We start from the raw sequence: 16,375 nt of genomic DNA, 5'->3' as shown, positions 1-16,375 counted from the left end.
CGTACGCGCGCCGCCTCAACGCTTCGTGGCCGTCACCAGTTGCAGCGGCGTCTCGATCACCTTCGACAACTCGCGCTGCTTGCGCTGCTCGGTCACCGCCTTCAGTGCGAAGTCGATGCCGAACACGGCCTGGCGATCGGCGAACTGGTTCATCGTCGCGACCACGCGGCCGTCGGCGAGCAGCGGCTTGATCGCATCGATCGCGTTGTAGCCGGTGACGTAGACGCCACCACCACGGCCCGCGTCGCGAATCGCGTCGACCGCGCCCATTGCCATGTTGTCGTTGCCGCACAGCAGCGCGCGAAGCTGCGAATGCTCGGCGAGCATCTTCGTGGCCACGTCGCGGCCCTTGCCGTACTCCCAGTTGCCCGACTCGACCGCGACGACCTGCACGCTCGCGGCATCCATCGCGTCGCGGCTGCCAGCCGTGCGCTGCTGCGCATTGCTGCTGGCCGAGACGCCTTCGATGATACCGACCTGATCGCCGGGCTTCAGCCACTTCGCCAGATAATCGCCGACCTGCTTCGCGCCGTTGCGATTGTTCGGCCCGACGAACGGCACCGAGATGCCGGCGGCCTCTTGCGCGGCGTCGTCGAGCGGGTTGTCGATCGTGATCGTGATGATGCCGGCCTTGATCGCGCGCGCGACCGCCGGGATCAGCGCCTTCGAGTCGGTCGGCGCGATCACGATCGCGTTCATCTTCGCCCTGACCATCTCGTCGACCATACGGATCTGCGCGGCGGTGTCGGTCTGTTTGGCCGTGCCGCGAATCGTCAGGCTGAATTGCGACGAGAAGTGATCCTGGTAATTGCGCGCGGCGTTGACCATCGAGACCGTGAACGGGTCCGACATCGATTTGACCACGAGCGCGATCTTCGGCTTCGTGCCGGGCAGCACTTCGGCGCGGGCGTGGTCCGCGAACAAAGCGATGCGGGTAAGGCCAGTTGCGGCCAGCGCGCCCGCGAGCAGCACGCGGCGGCGCATGTTCTGCGTCATGGCGAGACTCCTTCGCGGAGGTGCCGGTCGCGGACGTGCCGGTCGCGGAGGTGCCGGTCGAACGACGCGACGCTGACGGCGATTTCGTCGAACAGCGGACGGCTGTCGATGTCCTCGCTCAGACAACGCGTCTTCAACGCGGCGAGCTGCGCGGCGATGTCAGGTTGCGAGTCAAGTCCAGCGGGCGCAGCGCAACGCTCGAGCAACTCTTCGAGCAAACAGCCAAAGGCCCTCACTTCGAGCCGCTGCAACGCCACGCCGAGTTCGCGATCGCCGGCATCATAAAACGACGCCGCGCCGAAATCGCCGAGCAGCGCGCCCCCCGCGCCGCCGTGCAGGATATTGTGCGCGTATAGATCGCCATGCATCACGCCACGCCGATGCAGATGACTCGCGACGTTCGCGATGCCGCTCGCGATGCCGAGCACCGTCGCAAGGTCGAAGCGCACGTCGTCGCGATAAATGTCGCGCGTGCACGATGCGAGGCTCGGCGGACCGGCGAGATTGGCGAAGCATGGATCGATCAATCCCATCACCAGGCCATGCGTGTCCGACGGATGCCCGGTCACCTTGCCGAGCACGGGGATCAGGTTCGCATGCTCGCCGCCGCGAATGCAAGCGGCCATTTCGCAGTCGGGCAACCCGTCGCTCGTCACCGCGCCCTTGAACAGCTTGACGGCGACCTCGCGCGGCGCGGGCTCGTTGTCCGCGTGCAGCATCGCGCGATGGATGACACCCGATGCGCCCTCGCCCAACCGCTCGTCGAGCCGCAATGCATCCCAGCGAATCCCGCTGATCGGTGTATCGACGAGCGCCGCCTGTTCGAGCGCCGCGTTGAACGGATTACCCGCATACGCGAGCCACGCAAGCCGCGGCAGACGCAGCAACCAACCCGGCAACGCGTCGAAACGATTGGCCGCGAGGCGCAGCAGTTCGAGCCGCGTGCATGCGGCCATTTCCTCGGGCAGCGCACGCAGACGGTTGCCGGCGAGCATCAGCTTCTGCAGTTGCGTGCAGCGGCCGAGTTCCGCGGGCAAGCGCTCGATGTCGTTGTCGGTCAGTATCAGCCAACGCAGCAGCGGCGGCAGCGCGCTCGCCGGCACCTCGCGGATGCGATTCGCCTTGAAGCCGACCATGCTCAGCTGCGGGCATTCGCCCAGCACACCGGGCAGTTCGGTGAACGGGTTGTTGGACGCGAACAGAATGCGCAGTTTGCTCAGACGAGGCAGATCGTCGGGCAGCGTCGTCAGCGCGTTGTTCGACAGGTCCAGCACTTCGAGCGTATCGGCGAGATCGAAAATCTCGCGCGGAAATTCGCTCAGGCCGCACCCGAGTTTGAGTTCGCGCGCACCCGCCAGTTGCCCGGCCCGCAGTTGTTCAAGCGTCGTGGTCATAGTCATGGGAAAGAAGATCGGGTAGCGCCCGCAGCGCGCCGTACCGCAGCTACCGATTTTACTGAGTCGAAGGTCATCGTGGGTTTCTCTGCGGTACAGTGACGTGATCGCCGCGAGGGTCACGAACGTCGCGGCCATGTCGAATGCGAATGAGACAGCAACATCTGGAGAGCGTTCAGGCGACGCCCGCGACACACTATTGGACAACGGCGCAGCCTTCATGCAGCTTTCCGCGTCCGGTCGTTCAAGCGCCTCCGCCTCGCGAACCCTGCGCCTCCACCCTGTCAGGAGCCTGAGAAAGTGACGTACGCATACAAGTTGATCGATTCACCGGTCGGCCAGTTGAAGCTCGTGGCGAGAGGCGAGCGCCTTGCCGCGATTCTGTGGGAGCACGACAGGCCGAACCGGGTGCGGCTCGGCGAGATGAGCGAAGCGAACGAGCTGCCTGTGCTCGTCGAAACCGCGCGGCAATTGCGCGAGTACTTCGCGGGTACGCGGCAGGCCTTCGATCTGCCGCTCGACTTTCAGGGCACCGAGTTCCAGAAGCAGGTCTGGCGCGCTCTGCTGACCATCCCGTTCGGCCAGACGCGCAGCTACTCGGAGATCGCGCAGCAGATCGGCAACCTCAACGCGGTGCGCGCGGTGGGCGCGGCAAATGGCCGGAATCCGATTTCGATCGTCGCGCCGTGTCATCGGGTGATTGGCGCGTCGGGCGAGCTGACGGGATTCGCCGGCGGCCTCGCGAACAAGATGCTGCTGCTCTCGCTGGAGGCCGGACAGACATCGCTCGAAGCAGGCGCGGCTGACGCGCAACGGCTCGCGCCGGAGCCAGAAGCGACGCCAGCGACGCAAGCGACGCAAGCGGTCAAGGACAACGTGCCTGCGAAACCAGCGCATCACCCGCCAAGTCGGGGCACGCAGGGCTCGCTCTTCGGCGGTTGAAGCAACGCACACCCAGCACAACGCGCCATTCATCGGCCGTAATCGCCGATGCTTCGTCCGCGATCAACGCCATCGGCCGCGCATGCAACACCTATCCTTAAGATGCCCTTTGGGGTATCGAACAGGAGGATCACATGCGCATGCTTCTCAACATACAAATACCGAACGAACCGTTCAACACGCTGGTGCGCGAAGGCCGAATCGGCGAGCTGATGCAAAAGATCCTCGAGGACATGAAGCCGGAAGCCATCTACTTCACCGAGCAGCAGGGCAAACGCGGCGCGGTGGCGGTCGTCGACATCGCGGATCCGTCGGCGATTCCGGCCCTTGCCGAACCGTGGTTCCTGAAGCTCGACGCCGACTGCGAACTGCGCATCGCGATGCTGCCCGAGGATCTGATGAAAGCCGGGCTCGACGCGCTCGGCGACAAGTGGAAGTAGCGCGCCGCTCAGGAATGTCCGGCCGATAGCTGAAGCAGCATCGAAGCCGCGGCCGTCGCCGCGACCTGGCAGCCGAGCACGATATGCTCCTCGGCCGTGTCTTCGATGAAGTCGTGACTCACGCCGCCGATGCTCGGCACGAACATCATGCAGGCCGGCATGCAACGCGCGATCACCTGCGCGTCGTGCGCGGCGCCGCTCGGCATGCGCAGCCACTGGCCCGGCGCGATCGCTTCGGCGGCTCGCGCGATGTGTTCCGCCAGCGCCGCATCCATGCTGACGGGTTCGATCGGCTCGTCGATCGCCTGCAATTCGACGCTCACCGCGTGGTGCGCGTTGAAGTCGCACACCAGTTCCGCGAGCGCATGTTCCATTGCCTGAAGCCGTGCCGGGTTCGCGTCGCGGTATTGCAGGTACATGTCGGCCGCGCCGGGCACGACGCTCATCGAGCCCGGATCGAGATCGATGCGGCCCACGGTCCAGACGGTATCCGCGTCGGCCAGCTGCGAGAACGCGTCGTTGATCCGCGCGATGAACGCGACCAGCGCCGCGCCCGCGTCGCGGCGGATCGCCATTGGCGTCGTGCCCGCGTGGTTGCGCTGCCCCGTGAAGTGCAGCCGCGCTTCGCGCAGCCCGACGATCGTCGTGACGACGCCGATCGCTTTGCCGATCGCTTCGAGCCGTCCGCCCTGCTCGATGTGCGGCTCCAGATACGCGACCTGGCGCCCTGCCTCGAAACGCGCACGCGGCCGGCCCGCGAGTCCGGCGGCCTCGAGTACGTCCACGAGGCGCTCGCCCTGGCGGTTCGTCGCGCCGCGAATCGATTCGTCGACCGCCTCGCCGACGAAGCTGCGGCTACCGAGCAGGCCCGAGAACGTGCCCTCTTCGTCGATCCACGACGCGACGTCGACGGCGAGGTGCCGCGTCGCGTCGTTCTCCGCTAGCGCGCGGGCGATTTCGAGCCCGTACATCACGCCCATCGCGCCATCGAGCCAACCGCCGGTCGGCTGCGTGTCCGTGTGCGAACCGATCACGAGCGCGGGACCACGATTGCGCGAGCGCCCGAACACGGTGCCCACGCCGTCGATGCGCGCATCGAGCCCCGCCTCCGTCATCCTGCCGACCAGCCATTCGCGCGCCGCCAGATCGACCGGCGACAGCGCGAGCCGGACCACGCCGGGACCGGTTGCCCCAAAACCGCGCAGCTGTTTGAGGTCGGCCATCAGCCGGTCCGGATCGATCTTCACCACGTTGTCATCTCCATGAATTGATTGCGGATGCCGCCGCGCGAAAATCGCCCGGCGACATATCGTAGGCGCGCCTGAACGCCCGATTGAAATCCGACGAGCTATTGAAGCCCCAGCCGTACGCGACCTCGATCACCGGCCTGCGCGGGTGGCGATGCAATTCGTCGGCCGCTTCGCGCAAGCGCCGGTTGCGGATATATGCGAGCAGTCCGCCCTCCGGCTCGAACAATCGATACAGCGTCGGCCGCGACAGCTGCGACACGGCCAGCACGCTGTCGACCGTCAGCTCGGGTTGGCCGAGATTCGCGTCGATATAGCGGCGCGCCGCCGCGAACATCGCGGTGCGTGCCACCGCGCGCGCACTGCCGGTCAGGCCCGTCTCCTTGCCGAATGCCGCCGCCATCAACAGCGCGCAGGTGTGGAGCGCTTCCTGAGCGGCGGGCGCGTCCATCGTGGGCAGTGTGCGGCATAGCTCGGCCAGATGCGCGGGAATCAGCCGCGCAAGCGGCGTTTGATATTCGATCACGCGGCCATGAATCGACTCCGCTTCCGGCAGCACCGGATCGATCAGATGGCGCGGCAGGAACAGCGCGAGCAGGCGGCACGGACCGCGCGTCATCTGCATCGGTTGATTCATGTCCAGTGCGAGGATGCTCGGCCGCGTTTGCAGCGCAACGCGCTTCGGATGGAGGCCCGTGATCGTTTCGAAGCTCCCTTCGAGCGCCACATGAAACACGATCTGGCGCACGTTGTCGGTCGAAATGCGCGCGACCGAGCGCGATTGCGAGACCGGATCGGTGCGGCAATCCGTGAAGGCCATGCCGCCGGCGCGATAGGTGTCGATGCTGCCGCGAAAACCGTCGGCGAGTTGCCGGCGAGAGATCGGCACGTCGAGAAAATGGCCGACGCGCTCGCGCCACACAGGCAACTGCGCGCGCGGCACAGTGCGGAAGGTGTCGAAGTGGCTGCAGTCGAAAGCCGCTGGCATGGCTGCGGCCGCGGTTGCGGTGCGGTTGGCTGCCTGATCGGTCGTCAAGGTCTCCCCGCCGGTTTTGTCGTGTGCGCCTGCATGATAGCCGTGGCTGGAGAAAACGTCATGAGCCCGTGCTGGCGCGTCAATGCCGCGGTCGTGAAATCTCGCGGATGTCGAAGTTCCAGACGCTTCTTCACGAGCCATGCCTCGCAGGCATGCACCCTCAATGCGGTGGCACCCGACGTCGTCCAGGCCGACATGTCGAACTTCACGAAGACCGCCGCGGGAAGCGAACTGACGTTGAGCATGCAGGCGTTGCAGCGCGTCGCGCAACCGGACGATATCGCCGGGGCGGCGGCCTTCCTGGCTTCGGACGCCGCGCGCTGGATCACCGGCGAGACGCTGCACGTCGATGGCGGTTCGAAGCTGTGAGCGGCCGTTCGCGCGCAACGCTGCGCGCCGCATAAGGCCAGAACACGCTGCATAGGAAAACGGCCGCGCTGCAAGACAGCGCGGCCGTATCAAGAGAGCGCCACGAGCGCGGGCACGCTGACGAAGCGGACGAGCCGTCCGCTTGCGCCACTCACCAGCTCATTTCCACAGCGTGCGGCCAAAGAACGTCAGCGTGCGATCCCACGCCTGTTGCGCCCAGACCGGATCGTATTGCGTCTTCGCGATGCGACCCGGCCCGACCGCCGTTTCATTCGCGAACGCATGATGCGCCAGATAGCGATGAAACTCGACATCGACCTTTGCTTCGGTCAGTTTCTGTTCGAGCGCGTCGACGGTGTCGGCGGCGAAGAACTCGTCTTGCAGACCCCAGTGGCCCAACACCGGCACCTTGATCTTCGACGCGTCGATATAGTCGAGCGGCGGGAAACCGTACCAGACGACGCCGGCCGCCGCTTCGGGCACGTTGCACAGCGCGAGGAACGTCAGCGCGCCGCCCATGCAATAACCGGTCACGCCGACCTTCGCCGCGTGCTGCTGCAGATACTGAACCGCGCCGCGCACGTCCTGCGTCGCGGCGTCGCCAAAATCGAGGTCGCTCATCAAGTGGTGCGCCTCATCCTCTTCGACCGTCGACTTGCCGCGATACAGATCGGGCACGAGCGCGAAGTAGCCGGCTTTCGCGAGGCGATCGGCGACGCCGCGAATCTGGTCGTTCAAGCCCCACCATTCCTGGATCACGACGACCGCCGGCGCGCCCGCGGTTTTTTCAGGCTTCGCGAGATAGCCCTGTAGCTGCTTGCCGTCGGGACGGTTGAACGTGATCATCGAACCTGCGTGTTGGGTCATCGGTCGCTCCTCGAGTAGACGAAACCGCTAGCATAGCGCCACTACCCCTCTTCCGTTCTATTGCAATCGCGTCAGCGCGCGAGCGTGCTCCCGCTGAATCTGCGCGTTATGTGAATCCAACGATATGAAGAAATAGTAAGCATAAATTCATTAATTAATTCGCCGTCGCGTGGTTCCACAAAGTCGATTGTCGACGCTATACTCCACGCCATGCTTTTTGCATCAACGTCGCTTCCTGCTGAAAGCTACCGGTAAAGTGCGACGCACGTCGAAGCGCGCGTCGCGGCGGCCCGAAATCCCGCACCGGCACTGCTTTGCGGGCGCATGTCTCTCAGGTTCTGGCAATTCATCCTCGGACGCCAGAATCTTTAGGCCGACACATCGTGTCGGCCTTTTTTTATTCGTTATGCTTTTGCAATTCCGACTGGCGTGACCTTTTCGTTAATTCGCATCCGCATTGAAAGCGCATTCATCGTCTATCAATTAATTATGTCCACGGAACACATGATTTCATGCATGCAGCCAAGTGCTTTTATCCAATTGATGGGTTAGCTCGGCTGAAAGCTTGACGTATTGCGATGCGTGCTAGAACCGCTCTATCACACCGAATTGCACACCCGCCACCGGCGCGCCCGGATAGGCGACCGGCAACCCGGTCACGTTGACGCCGCGCAGCGTGAAGCTCGAGTCGTCGTGATTCGCGAGATACGCGGCACTGAAGTACAGCAGCAGCGTGGGCGACATGCTGTATTCGAATGCCGCGCTGAACTGGTCCGCGCTGCCGTTCGGCGTCGTGTAGTCGCGCACGTGCGCATAGCCGAGCGAGGCGCGCGCGTTGGTCGAAAAACTGTACTGCGCCGACAGCGAGCCGCCCGCACCGTGATACACCGGCGCGCCGCCATCGCCGTTGAAAAAAGACAGCCACACGCGCAGCTTGCCAAAGGCGTAGTTCGCGCCGCCGAGATTCGCGCGCAGTGCGCCGGAGCCGTGCGTCTGCTGGCGCCCGTATAGCAGATGCAACTGGTCGAACCCATACGACGCGGTCACGAAGTAACCGTCGATGCCGTTGCCGTCGGCCTCGGACGGATCGCGCATCGCCATCATCACGGTGGCGCTGAAGCCGGCGATGCGCGGCGACAGATACGCGACCGCGTTGTTCGCATACGGCGTGATCTTCGACAGGTTGTTGAGTCCCGAGGCGATCGTGCCGGCGCCGAACGCGTCGAGATCGCCCTTGAACGGGATATAGATCGGTGAATACTGGCGGCCGAAGCGCAGTTCGCCCCAGCCGCCGCTCGCGCCGATCCATGCCTGGCGATTGAAGATCGAGCCGGGCACCTGCAGGCTGCCGTCGGTCGAACTGAAGCCGTTTTCGAGCGTGAACACGATTGCGTTGCCGCCCCCGAGCGGCTCCGCGCCGTGCAGCCCGACGCGCGAGCCGCGATACGCGCCGGAGTCCATGCGCGCAACCCAGCCCGAACCGGGGTCGGTGATTTCGACGCTCGTATCGATCACGCCGTACAGCGAGACGAAACCGGTGGTGACTGGCGTGGCGGCGGCGCTGCCGGTATCGATGTCGATGGCGGCGGCCGCGCCGTGCGCGTAGAGCAGCAGCGCGCCGCCCACCCACGCGGCTCTGACGCCGACGCTGATCGCCGCGCGCCTGCATCTGCTGGCCATCAAAGCTTCGCGGACCGTGTTCAGCAAGCAAGCCGGGGCGGGGCGCAGGATCTGGTCCTCCTCGAACACATCGATCGGATATTCCGCGAGCGAACTTACCACGTTCGGACGAGCCCGTGCGGGCCGTCCAGTACGCTGGCGCACATCGAAACGAGTCAGGCGCGCGCTAGCGTTCGCGACTGGACAACGGGCGACGCACGACTCACCGCAACCCGTGCGCAACACCGTTCCCCGTAGCACGGCATTGATTTACCCGCGCCCTGTGGTTTTTCGCGCGACGAATAGTTTTGCCTAGGGAAAACCCGTATAATCGTCAAGACGTCAGACAACTTGCGTAAAATCGCTGGGGTCCTGACCGCGATCCGCCGTGCAGCGTCCACCCTGAACCGCCTTCTGCCCGATCCGTGAATTCCACCGCCCCCGCCAGTTCCGCCGCTCCCGCCCTGCCATTTCGCCACGCGCTCTACGCGATGCTCGGCATCGGGCTCGTCAATATGCTGGTCGCGCTCGACCAGACCGTCGTCAGCACCGCGCTGCCGTCGATCGTCGCCGAACTGCACGGCTTCGAATATTTCGCGTGGATCGCGAGCGCCTACCTGCTCGCGTCGGTCGTCACGGTGCCGGTGTTCGGGCGGCTCGGCGACTACTTCGGCCGCAAGCGCTTCGTGATCGCCGCGGTGATCACGTTCACGGTCGCATCGGTGTTGTGCGGCCTCGCCAACAGCATGCTGTTTCTCGCGATCGCGCGCGGACTGCAGGGCGTCGGTGGCGGCATGATGGTCGGTACCGCGTTCGCGTCGATCCCCGATCTGTTCCCCGACCCGCGCACCCGCGTGCGCTGGCAGGTCGTGCTGGCCGCGACCTACGGCATCGGCACGGCAACGGGCCCGTCGCTCGGCGGCTGGATGAGCGAGCACCTCGGCTGGCGCTCGACGTTTCTCATCAATCTGCCGGTCGGCGCGGCGGCGCTCTATTTCGTCTGGATGCATCTGCCCAACTTCCGGCGGCCGCACGAAGGCGAGGTCAAGATCGACTGGCTCGGCGCGGGGCTCGTCGCGGCCGTGCTCGGCGGCTTGCAGGCGTTCATTGAAGCAGTGCCGAAGAACGGCCTCACGGTGGGCAACGTCGTGCTCGGCGCGTGCGTGGTCGTCGGCGCGGTCGCGCTCTACATGTGCGAAAAGCGCGCCACGCATCCGATCATTCCGCTCGATCTGTTCAAGGACGCGCAGCTCGTCACGTTATTCACGCTTGGCATGCTGTCCGGCTTCGTGATGTTCTCGCTGATCTTCTTCGCGCCGTTGCTGCTGCAAGGCGGCTTCGGTCTGTCGCCGCAGCAGGCCGGCCTGCTCGCAACCCCGATCGCCGCGTGCATTGCGCTCGGCAGTGTGCTGAACACGCGCATCGTGATTCACATGAAGAAGCCGACGCGCATTCTGACGATCGGTTTCGCGCTGCTGATGTTCGCGTCGATCGCGCTCGCGTTCGCGAATCCCGACACGCCGCGGCTGCGCATCGTGCTGCCGATGGGCGCGGTCGGCATCGGCCTCGGTTTCATCCTGAACAACCTGAACGTGTTCGGCCAGGAGATCGCCGGACGCGAGCGCTTCGGCATCACGACCGCGCTACTGCAGTCGACGCGCATGGTCGGCGGCATGCTCGGCACCAGCATCGTCGCGACCGTCGTGCAGCATCACTATCGCAACGTGGTCACGCGCACGATGAGCGTGCTCGGCGAGCCGGCCGCATCGCAATGGCGGCCGCGGTTCGTCGATCTGCGCATCCTGATCGACGATGCTTCGCGCACGCAGCTGATCGCGGATATGAAGACCTCGGGGCTCGATACGCTCGCGCTGATCGATAGCGCACGCGACGCGCTCGTGCAGTCGATTCATATCGGGGTGTGGTTGACGGCGGTGGCATCGCTCGCGGCCGCACTTCTCGTGCAGCGGATTTCGCACGTGGTGTTTCGCAAGAGCTGAGTGCTCAAATAACAGCGCGAATAACAGCGCGAATAAAAAAAGCTCCCCGATCCGGATGGAAGAACGGGGAGCAAATGGGTTGGACGAAGAGACCCGACGCCGTCACATCAGGCTCTCAATCGCATCCCAAGGATGACGGACGTGATTTGGCCGCTTACTGAATGGTGGCTTTCGCTTTGAGATTCTTCACCATTCGGTCGACGAGTTCCGCTTGTGCCTGCTGGTACAGCATCGGCTTCATGTCTTCGAACGAGGGGACCTGCAATGGGCGCGTGTCATCGACCTCGATGACATGAAAACCGTATCCGGTCTTGACCGGGGTCCGCGTGTATTCGCCCTTGTGCAGATGCGAAACAGCGTCAGCGAACGGTTTGACAACCTTGCTGGAAGTGATCCAGCCCAGATCTCCGCCGTTGTATCGAGTGTCGGCATCGATCGATTCCTTTGCGAGGTCGCCGAACGACGCGCCCTTGTTGAGCTTCGCAATGATGTCTTTTGCCTGGCCCTCGTCCTTGACGAGAATATGGCGGACTTTGTATTCCGTGCTTCCGCCTTTCGCTTTCATGTCGTTGTACATCGCCTTCAATTGATCGTCGCTGACAGGGTTCTTTTTCAGAAAGTCCTGCATGTACGCCCTGACGATCTCGATCTCCCACGTCGCCTGCGCCTGCACGAGAATCTTTTGCCGCGCGGCCTCGGCACGTGCCGCGACTTCCGGGTTCCGGTCGAAGCCGGTTTTCTCCGCCTGCTGGAACAGAACTTCGCGTCGAATCAGTTCGTCGCGCACATGGTCCGACAATTGAGGTGAATCGGGAAAACCTTGCGCATGCGCCTGTCCGATATACAAATCGGCGTCTGCCTGAGAAACCGCTTTGCCGTTGACCGTGACGAAGGGCTTCTCGGTCGCGCTCGTCGCCAGGGAGAGCGTTGCACCAAGCACCAGTGCCAACATCCGTCGTGATAGTACTTTCATTGAGCGGACCACTTTCGTTGGTTCGAGAACTTTGGCGAGCGATCGCCAAAGATCCAGGTATGTGTAACGCCGGGTCTGATCAGGAATTGGAACTGATCAGACTCCGGCGCTTCATGCGACTTTATTTGGTAATGGTGCCCGCAAGAGTCAGGCTGCGCGACGAGTTCCCGACGTACACCGAGTAGGAACCGGTCGGTGTCGTCCACTGCTGCGAGTCCTTATTCCAGGTGCTGAGCGGATGATTCGGCGCGGCGGGATCGATCGTGATCGACACCGTCTGCGTTCCGCCTGCATTCAGACTCACCTTCTGGAATCCCACCAGACGCTTGGGCGGTTCTGCCGCCGAGGTCGGCAGCGCGATGTACACCTGCGGAACTTCGGCGCCCGCCACGGAACCCGTGTTTTTCACGACCGCGCTAACCGTGTAAGTGCCGTTCGCTCCGGTACTGACGGTCGGGTTGGTAATCGTGAAGGTCGTGTACGAAAGACCATAACCGAACGGGAATGCCGGCGTTTTACCCATCGCGTCATACCAGCGGTAGCCGACGTTCAGCGCTTCGGAGTAGGTCACCGTCGCGCTTCCGTTGATCGACACGCCCGGGTACTGGTAAGGCGTAATCGAGTCCATGAAGCCCTGGCCGACCTGCGGGAACGTCACAGGCAGCTTGCCCGACGGGTTCGCCACGCCCCACAGCAGATCCGCCACGATGTGCCCGTCTTCCTCGCCGGGGAACCAGGTCTCGAGAATCGCGCTCGCGGCGGATGTCCCGCCAGTGAGGATCGAAGGATCGAGTGCTTCGGCGGCACTGTCCTTCAGAACGAGCACGGTGTTGCTGTTTGCCGCGACGATGGTTTGCAGCAACGCCGACGTGTTGCTGTTCTTGGCGGTACTCGAGGTCGTAAGCGAACTCGACTTCGGCGAATACCAGTCGAGCGTATTGAGGTATTTGCCGGTGTCGAGCGTCAGGCCCGTCGAGTCCGTGAAGGTCGCCTGGTCGGCACCTTCTTCCGACATGGAGCCCGCCATGAAGATCACGGCGTCGGCGCCGGTCGCCGCTGTCTGGACGTCGGAGATCGTTGCGGACGCGCCGTCGATCGTGCCGGTCGAATTGTTGTCGTCGACGAGCGCCAGATGAACCTGAACGCCGGTATTGCCGAGGTTGGCAAGCGTATCCTTGATGCCCTGCACCGGCGTCACGGTGTACAACGCGACGACGTCGGAGCTGCCGCCTCCGGAACCCATTGGGTGGCCGACGGAGCTGCCGCCAGCAACAGCTTGCTGCGCATAGACCTGTGTCGTCTTGCCGACCACGAGAACGTTTCGAACCGTCTTCTTCAGCGGCAAGGTGCCGTTGTTCTGCAGCAGCACGGCCGACTGCTCGCCAATCTGCTTCGCAACCGTACCGCCGGCCGTTGCGTTGATGGCGGTCTGAGCGATGGGCCGATCGAAGATGCCCGCACGGAACATCTGCGTATATCGGCGCAGCAGCGCATTGTCGATATCCGAGGTCTGGATCTGCCCAGCGGCCAAAGCCGCATTCAGGTTTGCCGGCGACCAGTTCTGCGGCAGCGGCATCTCGTTGTCCATGCCTGCCAGCATCGTCGGCGCGGTGCTATGCGCCGCAAAGAAGTCCGACTGCACGTAGCCCTTGAAGCCCCATTGTCCGCGCAGCACATCGGACAGGATGTGCTTTTGCTCGCACATCGAAAAGCCGTTCACCGAGTTGTACGAACACATGACGGCGCCGACGTTGCCTGCCTTCACCGCCATCTCGAACGGCAGCATATAGAGTTCGTGCAACGTTTGATCGTCCACGCTCTCCTGAATCGTCATCCGATTCGTTTCCTGTTCATTCGCCACCAGGTGCTTGGCCATCGCGATCATGCCGTGGGCTTGCACGGCCTGGATTTCGGCGACACCCATCGTGCCGGTGAGATAGGGGTCCTCGCCCATGTACTCGAAGTTGCGTCCGCCCACCGGCAATCTTGCCAGGTTCATGCCCGGCGCTTCGAACACGTGCAGAGCGAGATTGTTTCCTTCGACACCGACCACGTTGCCGAACTGGGTTGCCACGGAAGGATCGAACGAGGCCGCCATCGCGATGGCCGAAGGCAGCGCAGTCGCCTTGGCGGAACTGGCATCCGTATAGGCGGCAAAGCCCGATACGGAGGGAGAAACGCAGTCGTTCTGGCCGATACCCACCGGCCCATTGGTGATCCGCAGCGTCGGAATAGCGTACTTCGCCAGTCCGAGAATGTGTCGCGCACCGTAGCACTGCGGCAACTCAGGCAGGATGCCGGGATTTGAACCGGCCAATTGCTCTTCCTTATCGGCAAGCGCCATCGCAGGGACAAGCAGTGCCGCGCGTGCTTCGGGAGACAGTGACGTGTTCATCCATGGCATCGTGGATGCCGATGAGGTTGGAGTTGAAGCCGGCGTCGAAGCCGCCGTTGTGCTCGGACTATCACTGCCACCGCACGCCGCCAGAATGAAGACGAAACTTGCGGCAGCGGCGGTTCTCCTCTGAGTGAATTTCACAGACATGTCTTTCCTCGATTGTTATATGCGCAAACGTGAGACGCGGATCGGTCGTTTTAATGTGCAGGACTGCGATTCAACCTGATGCCAATGTTCCGGCTGCTGCGTGAAGCCCTAGTCCAAAGAGACATGCAGGCCTGACTGGAAACGTCCCGTTCCCGACGGTCACCCCAAGACCAGAACGGCGTTGAGCCATCGACATGGACACGGTCTGCTTTCCAGTGAAGCCATCGTAATGTTTAAATCGTCATCAGACGACTAGGGTTTACGTCATGCCAATAAAACCAATGAGTTATATGTCATTACGGACGTCTGATGAGTGTTTATCAAATTGACGAAACAAGTCGTGAGGCAAGTCGTGGCGGGCGTTCCAGAGGGGTCGGACAGGCGCAAGCGGCGAGTGTGAGCATTGAGTGGCGGCAAGAAGGCCGTCGACGTCCGCGGTGTCGATATCTCGCAGGCGCAATGTGAAGGAAAACAAAAAAAGCCCGGCGGGCCGCACCGTTCGTGCAGCCCGCCAGGCTCTTGATTGAGTTAAGTCGTCTTTACCGCACGAGACACGGACGCTTGTTATCGAACTTCCAGTTCGGAATCAGATATTGCATGGCAACGCCGTCGTCGCGCGCACCGAGGCCGTGCTGCTGATACAGCGCATGCGCCTTCTCTAGCGCGTCCATATCGAGCTCGATACCGAGGCCCGGCTTCTGCGGCACCTTGACCTTGCCGCCGACGATCTGCAGCGGATCTTGCGTCAGGAACTGACCGTCCTGCCAGATCCAGTGCGTATCGATCGCGGTGATCTTGCCCGGCGCCGCGGCCGCGACGTGCGTGAACATCGCGAGCGAAACGTCGAAGTGGTTGTTGGAATGCGAACCCCACGTGAGGCCCCAGTCGTTGCACATCTGCGCGACGCGCACCGAGCCCTGCATGGTCCAGAAATGCGGATCGGCGAGCGGAATGTCGACCGATTGCAACTGAATGGCGTGGCCCATCTGACGCCAGTCGGTCGCGATCATGTTGGTCGCCGTCGGCAGGCCGGTCGCGCGGCGGAACTCCGCCATTACTTCGCGGCCCGAATAGCCGTTCTCCGCGCCGCACGGATCTTCCGCGTAGGCGAGCACGTCATGCTTGTCACGGCACAGGCGCACCGCTTCCGCGAGCGACCACGCGCCGTTCGGGTCGAGTGTCACGCGCGCTTCGGGGAAGCGCTCGGCCAGTGCCGTGACCGCTTCGATCTCGGCGTCGCCCGGCAGCACGCCGCCCTTCAGCTTGAAGTCGTTGAAGCCGTAGCGCGCCTTCGCGGCCTCGGCAAGACGGACCACCGTTTCCGGTGTCAACGCAACTTCGGTGCGCACGCGCTCCCAGTCGTCACGCGCGCCGGCGTTGTTCGCGTACGGCAGGTCGGTCTTGTTGCGATCGCCGATATAGAACAGGTAGCCGAGCATTTCCACTTCGTCGCGCTGCTGCCCTTCGCCGAGCAGTGCGGCGACCGGCACGCCGAGATGCTGGCCGAGCAGGTCGAGCAGCGCGGCTTCGAGCGCGGTGACCGCGTGAATCGTCGTGCGCAGGTCGAAGGTCTGCAAGCCGCGGCCGCCCGCGTCGCGATCGGCGAACTGCGTGCGCACCTTGTTCAGGATCGCCTGCAGATTGCCGATCGACTGACCGACCACGAACGGCCGCGCGTCGTCGATCGTCTTGCGGATGTTCTCGCCACCCGGCACTTCGCCGACACCGGTATGGCCCGCGCTGTCGCGCAGGATCACGATGTTGCGGGTGAAGAACGGACCATGCGCGCCGCTCAGATTCATCAGCATGCTGTCGCGGCCGGCGACGGGCACGACGCGCAGTTCGGTGACGATCGGCGTGGCGTTCGATTCGGTAGGTTTCGTGGACATGGGAAAAGCACCTGTGTG

Annotated in this window: 14 protein-coding genes; 5 read left to right on the top strand and 9 right to left on the bottom strand. The window is 63.5% G+C overall.

Annotated features, from left to right (window positions below; all coding sequences use genetic code 11):
- Positions 1-15 precede the first annotated feature (15 nt).
- Together L0U84_RS21725 and L0U84_RS21720 are read right to left on the bottom strand one after the other, a co-directional pair.
- Positions 16-996: a substrate-binding domain-containing protein gene (locus L0U84_RS21725; RefSeq protein WP_233852569.1), complete on the bottom strand. Its 981-nt coding sequence runs from the start codon at positions 994-996 to the stop codon at positions 16-18.
- Positions 993-2,390 (bottom strand): leucine-rich repeat-containing protein kinase family protein, encoded by a 1,398-nt coding sequence (locus tag L0U84_RS21720; RefSeq protein ID WP_233856665.1) that lies wholly within the window; start codon positions 2,388-2,390, stop codon positions 993-995. Before L0U84_RS21720 ends, L0U84_RS21725 begins: the two co-directional genes overlap by 4 nt.
- A gap of 300 nt (positions 2,391-2,690) precedes the next feature.
- Here L0U84_RS21720 and L0U84_RS21715 point away from each other — a divergent pair, with 300 nt between their 5' ends.
- Both L0U84_RS21715 and L0U84_RS21710 read left to right on the top strand, forming a co-directional pair.
- Positions 2,691-3,332 carry a methylated-DNA--[protein]-cysteine S-methyltransferase gene (locus tag L0U84_RS21715; RefSeq protein ID WP_233852568.1) on the top strand — a complete coding sequence of 214 codons (642 nt, stop codon included), beginning with the start codon at positions 2,691-2,693 and terminating at the stop codon, positions 3,330-3,332.
- A gap of 134 nt (positions 3,333-3,466) precedes the next feature.
- Positions 3,467-3,772, top strand: coding sequence for a panthothenate synthetase (locus L0U84_RS21710; protein WP_129957271.1), 306 nt, complete (start codon positions 3,467-3,469; stop codon positions 3,770-3,772).
- 8 nt (positions 3,773-3,780) lie between these two features.
- Here L0U84_RS21710 and L0U84_RS21705 read toward each other — a convergent pair whose 3' ends face one another.
- A complete protein-coding gene (locus tag L0U84_RS21705) occupies positions 3,781-5,022 on the bottom strand; it encodes a Zn-dependent hydrolase (RefSeq protein ID WP_233852567.1) in 1,242 nt (413 codons plus the stop codon).
- Positions 5,023-5,026: 4 nt separating this feature from the next.
- Positions 5,027-5,941 carry a helix-turn-helix domain-containing protein gene (locus L0U84_RS21700; protein WP_233852566.1) on the bottom strand — a complete coding sequence of 305 codons (915 nt, stop codon included), beginning with the start codon at positions 5,939-5,941 and terminating at the stop codon, positions 5,027-5,029.
- On the opposite strand from L0U84_RS21700, the gene L0U84_RS44015 reads away from it, so the two are divergent.
- Entirely contained in the window at positions 5,918-6,424 is a 507-nt protein-coding gene (locus tag L0U84_RS44015; protein ID WP_326491191.1) for an SDR family oxidoreductase, read from the top strand. The genes L0U84_RS21700 and L0U84_RS44015 overlap by 24 nt on opposite strands.
- A 159-nt stretch (positions 6,425-6,583) precedes the next feature.
- Here the strand turns inward: L0U84_RS44015 and L0U84_RS21690 are convergent, their stop codons facing one another.
- Together L0U84_RS21690 and L0U84_RS21685 are read right to left on the bottom strand one after the other, a co-directional pair.
- Positions 6,584-7,291: a dienelactone hydrolase family protein gene (locus L0U84_RS21690; protein ID WP_233852565.1), complete on the bottom strand. Its 708-nt coding sequence runs from the start codon at positions 7,289-7,291 to the stop codon at positions 6,584-6,586.
- Between the two features lie 585 nt (positions 7,292-7,876).
- Positions 7,877-9,073 (bottom strand): porin, encoded by a 1,197-nt coding sequence (locus L0U84_RS21685; protein WP_233852564.1) that lies wholly within the window; start codon positions 9,071-9,073, stop codon positions 7,877-7,879.
- A 368-nt stretch (positions 9,074-9,441) separates the two neighbouring features.
- Here L0U84_RS21685 and L0U84_RS21680 point away from each other — a divergent pair, with 368 nt between their 5' ends.
- Entirely contained in the window at positions 9,442-10,950 is a 1,509-nt protein-coding gene (locus L0U84_RS21680; RefSeq protein WP_233856663.1) for an MFS transporter, read from the top strand.
- Between the two features lie 154 nt (positions 10,951-11,104).
- On the opposite strand, the gene L0U84_RS21675 is transcribed toward L0U84_RS21680, so the two are convergent.
- Both L0U84_RS21675 and L0U84_RS21670 read right to left on the bottom strand, forming a co-directional pair.
- Complete coding sequence (locus L0U84_RS21675) at positions 11,105-11,923, bottom strand: peptidylprolyl isomerase (RefSeq protein WP_233852562.1); 819 nt, start codon at positions 11,921-11,923, stop codon at positions 11,105-11,107.
- 121 nt (positions 11,924-12,044) lie between these two features.
- Positions 12,045-14,318 (bottom strand): beta-glucosidase family protein, encoded by a 2,274-nt coding sequence (locus L0U84_RS21670; protein ID WP_233852560.1) that lies wholly within the window; start codon positions 14,316-14,318, stop codon positions 12,045-12,047.
- On the opposite strand from L0U84_RS21670, the gene L0U84_RS21665 reads away from it, so the two are divergent.
- Positions 14,311-14,451, top strand: a complete 141-nt coding sequence (locus tag L0U84_RS21665; RefSeq protein ID WP_233852558.1) for a hypothetical protein — start codon at positions 14,311-14,313, stop codon at positions 14,449-14,451. The two genes, L0U84_RS21670 and L0U84_RS21665, sit on opposite strands and share 8 nt — an antisense overlap.
- Before the next feature lie 556 nt (positions 14,452-15,007).
- Here L0U84_RS21665 and gudD read toward each other — a convergent pair.
- A complete protein-coding gene (gudD, locus tag L0U84_RS21660) occupies positions 15,008-16,357 on the bottom strand; it encodes a glucarate dehydratase (RefSeq protein WP_233852556.1) in 1,350 nt (449 codons plus the stop codon).
- Between the last annotated feature and the right edge of the window lie 18 nt (positions 16,358-16,375).

This window comes from Paraburkholderia sp. HD33-4 (assembly GCF_021390635.1).
GTDB lineage: Bacteria > Pseudomonadota > Gammaproteobacteria > Burkholderiales > Burkholderiaceae > Paraburkholderia.
This window is presented reverse-complemented; position numbering and strand designations above follow the sequence as displayed.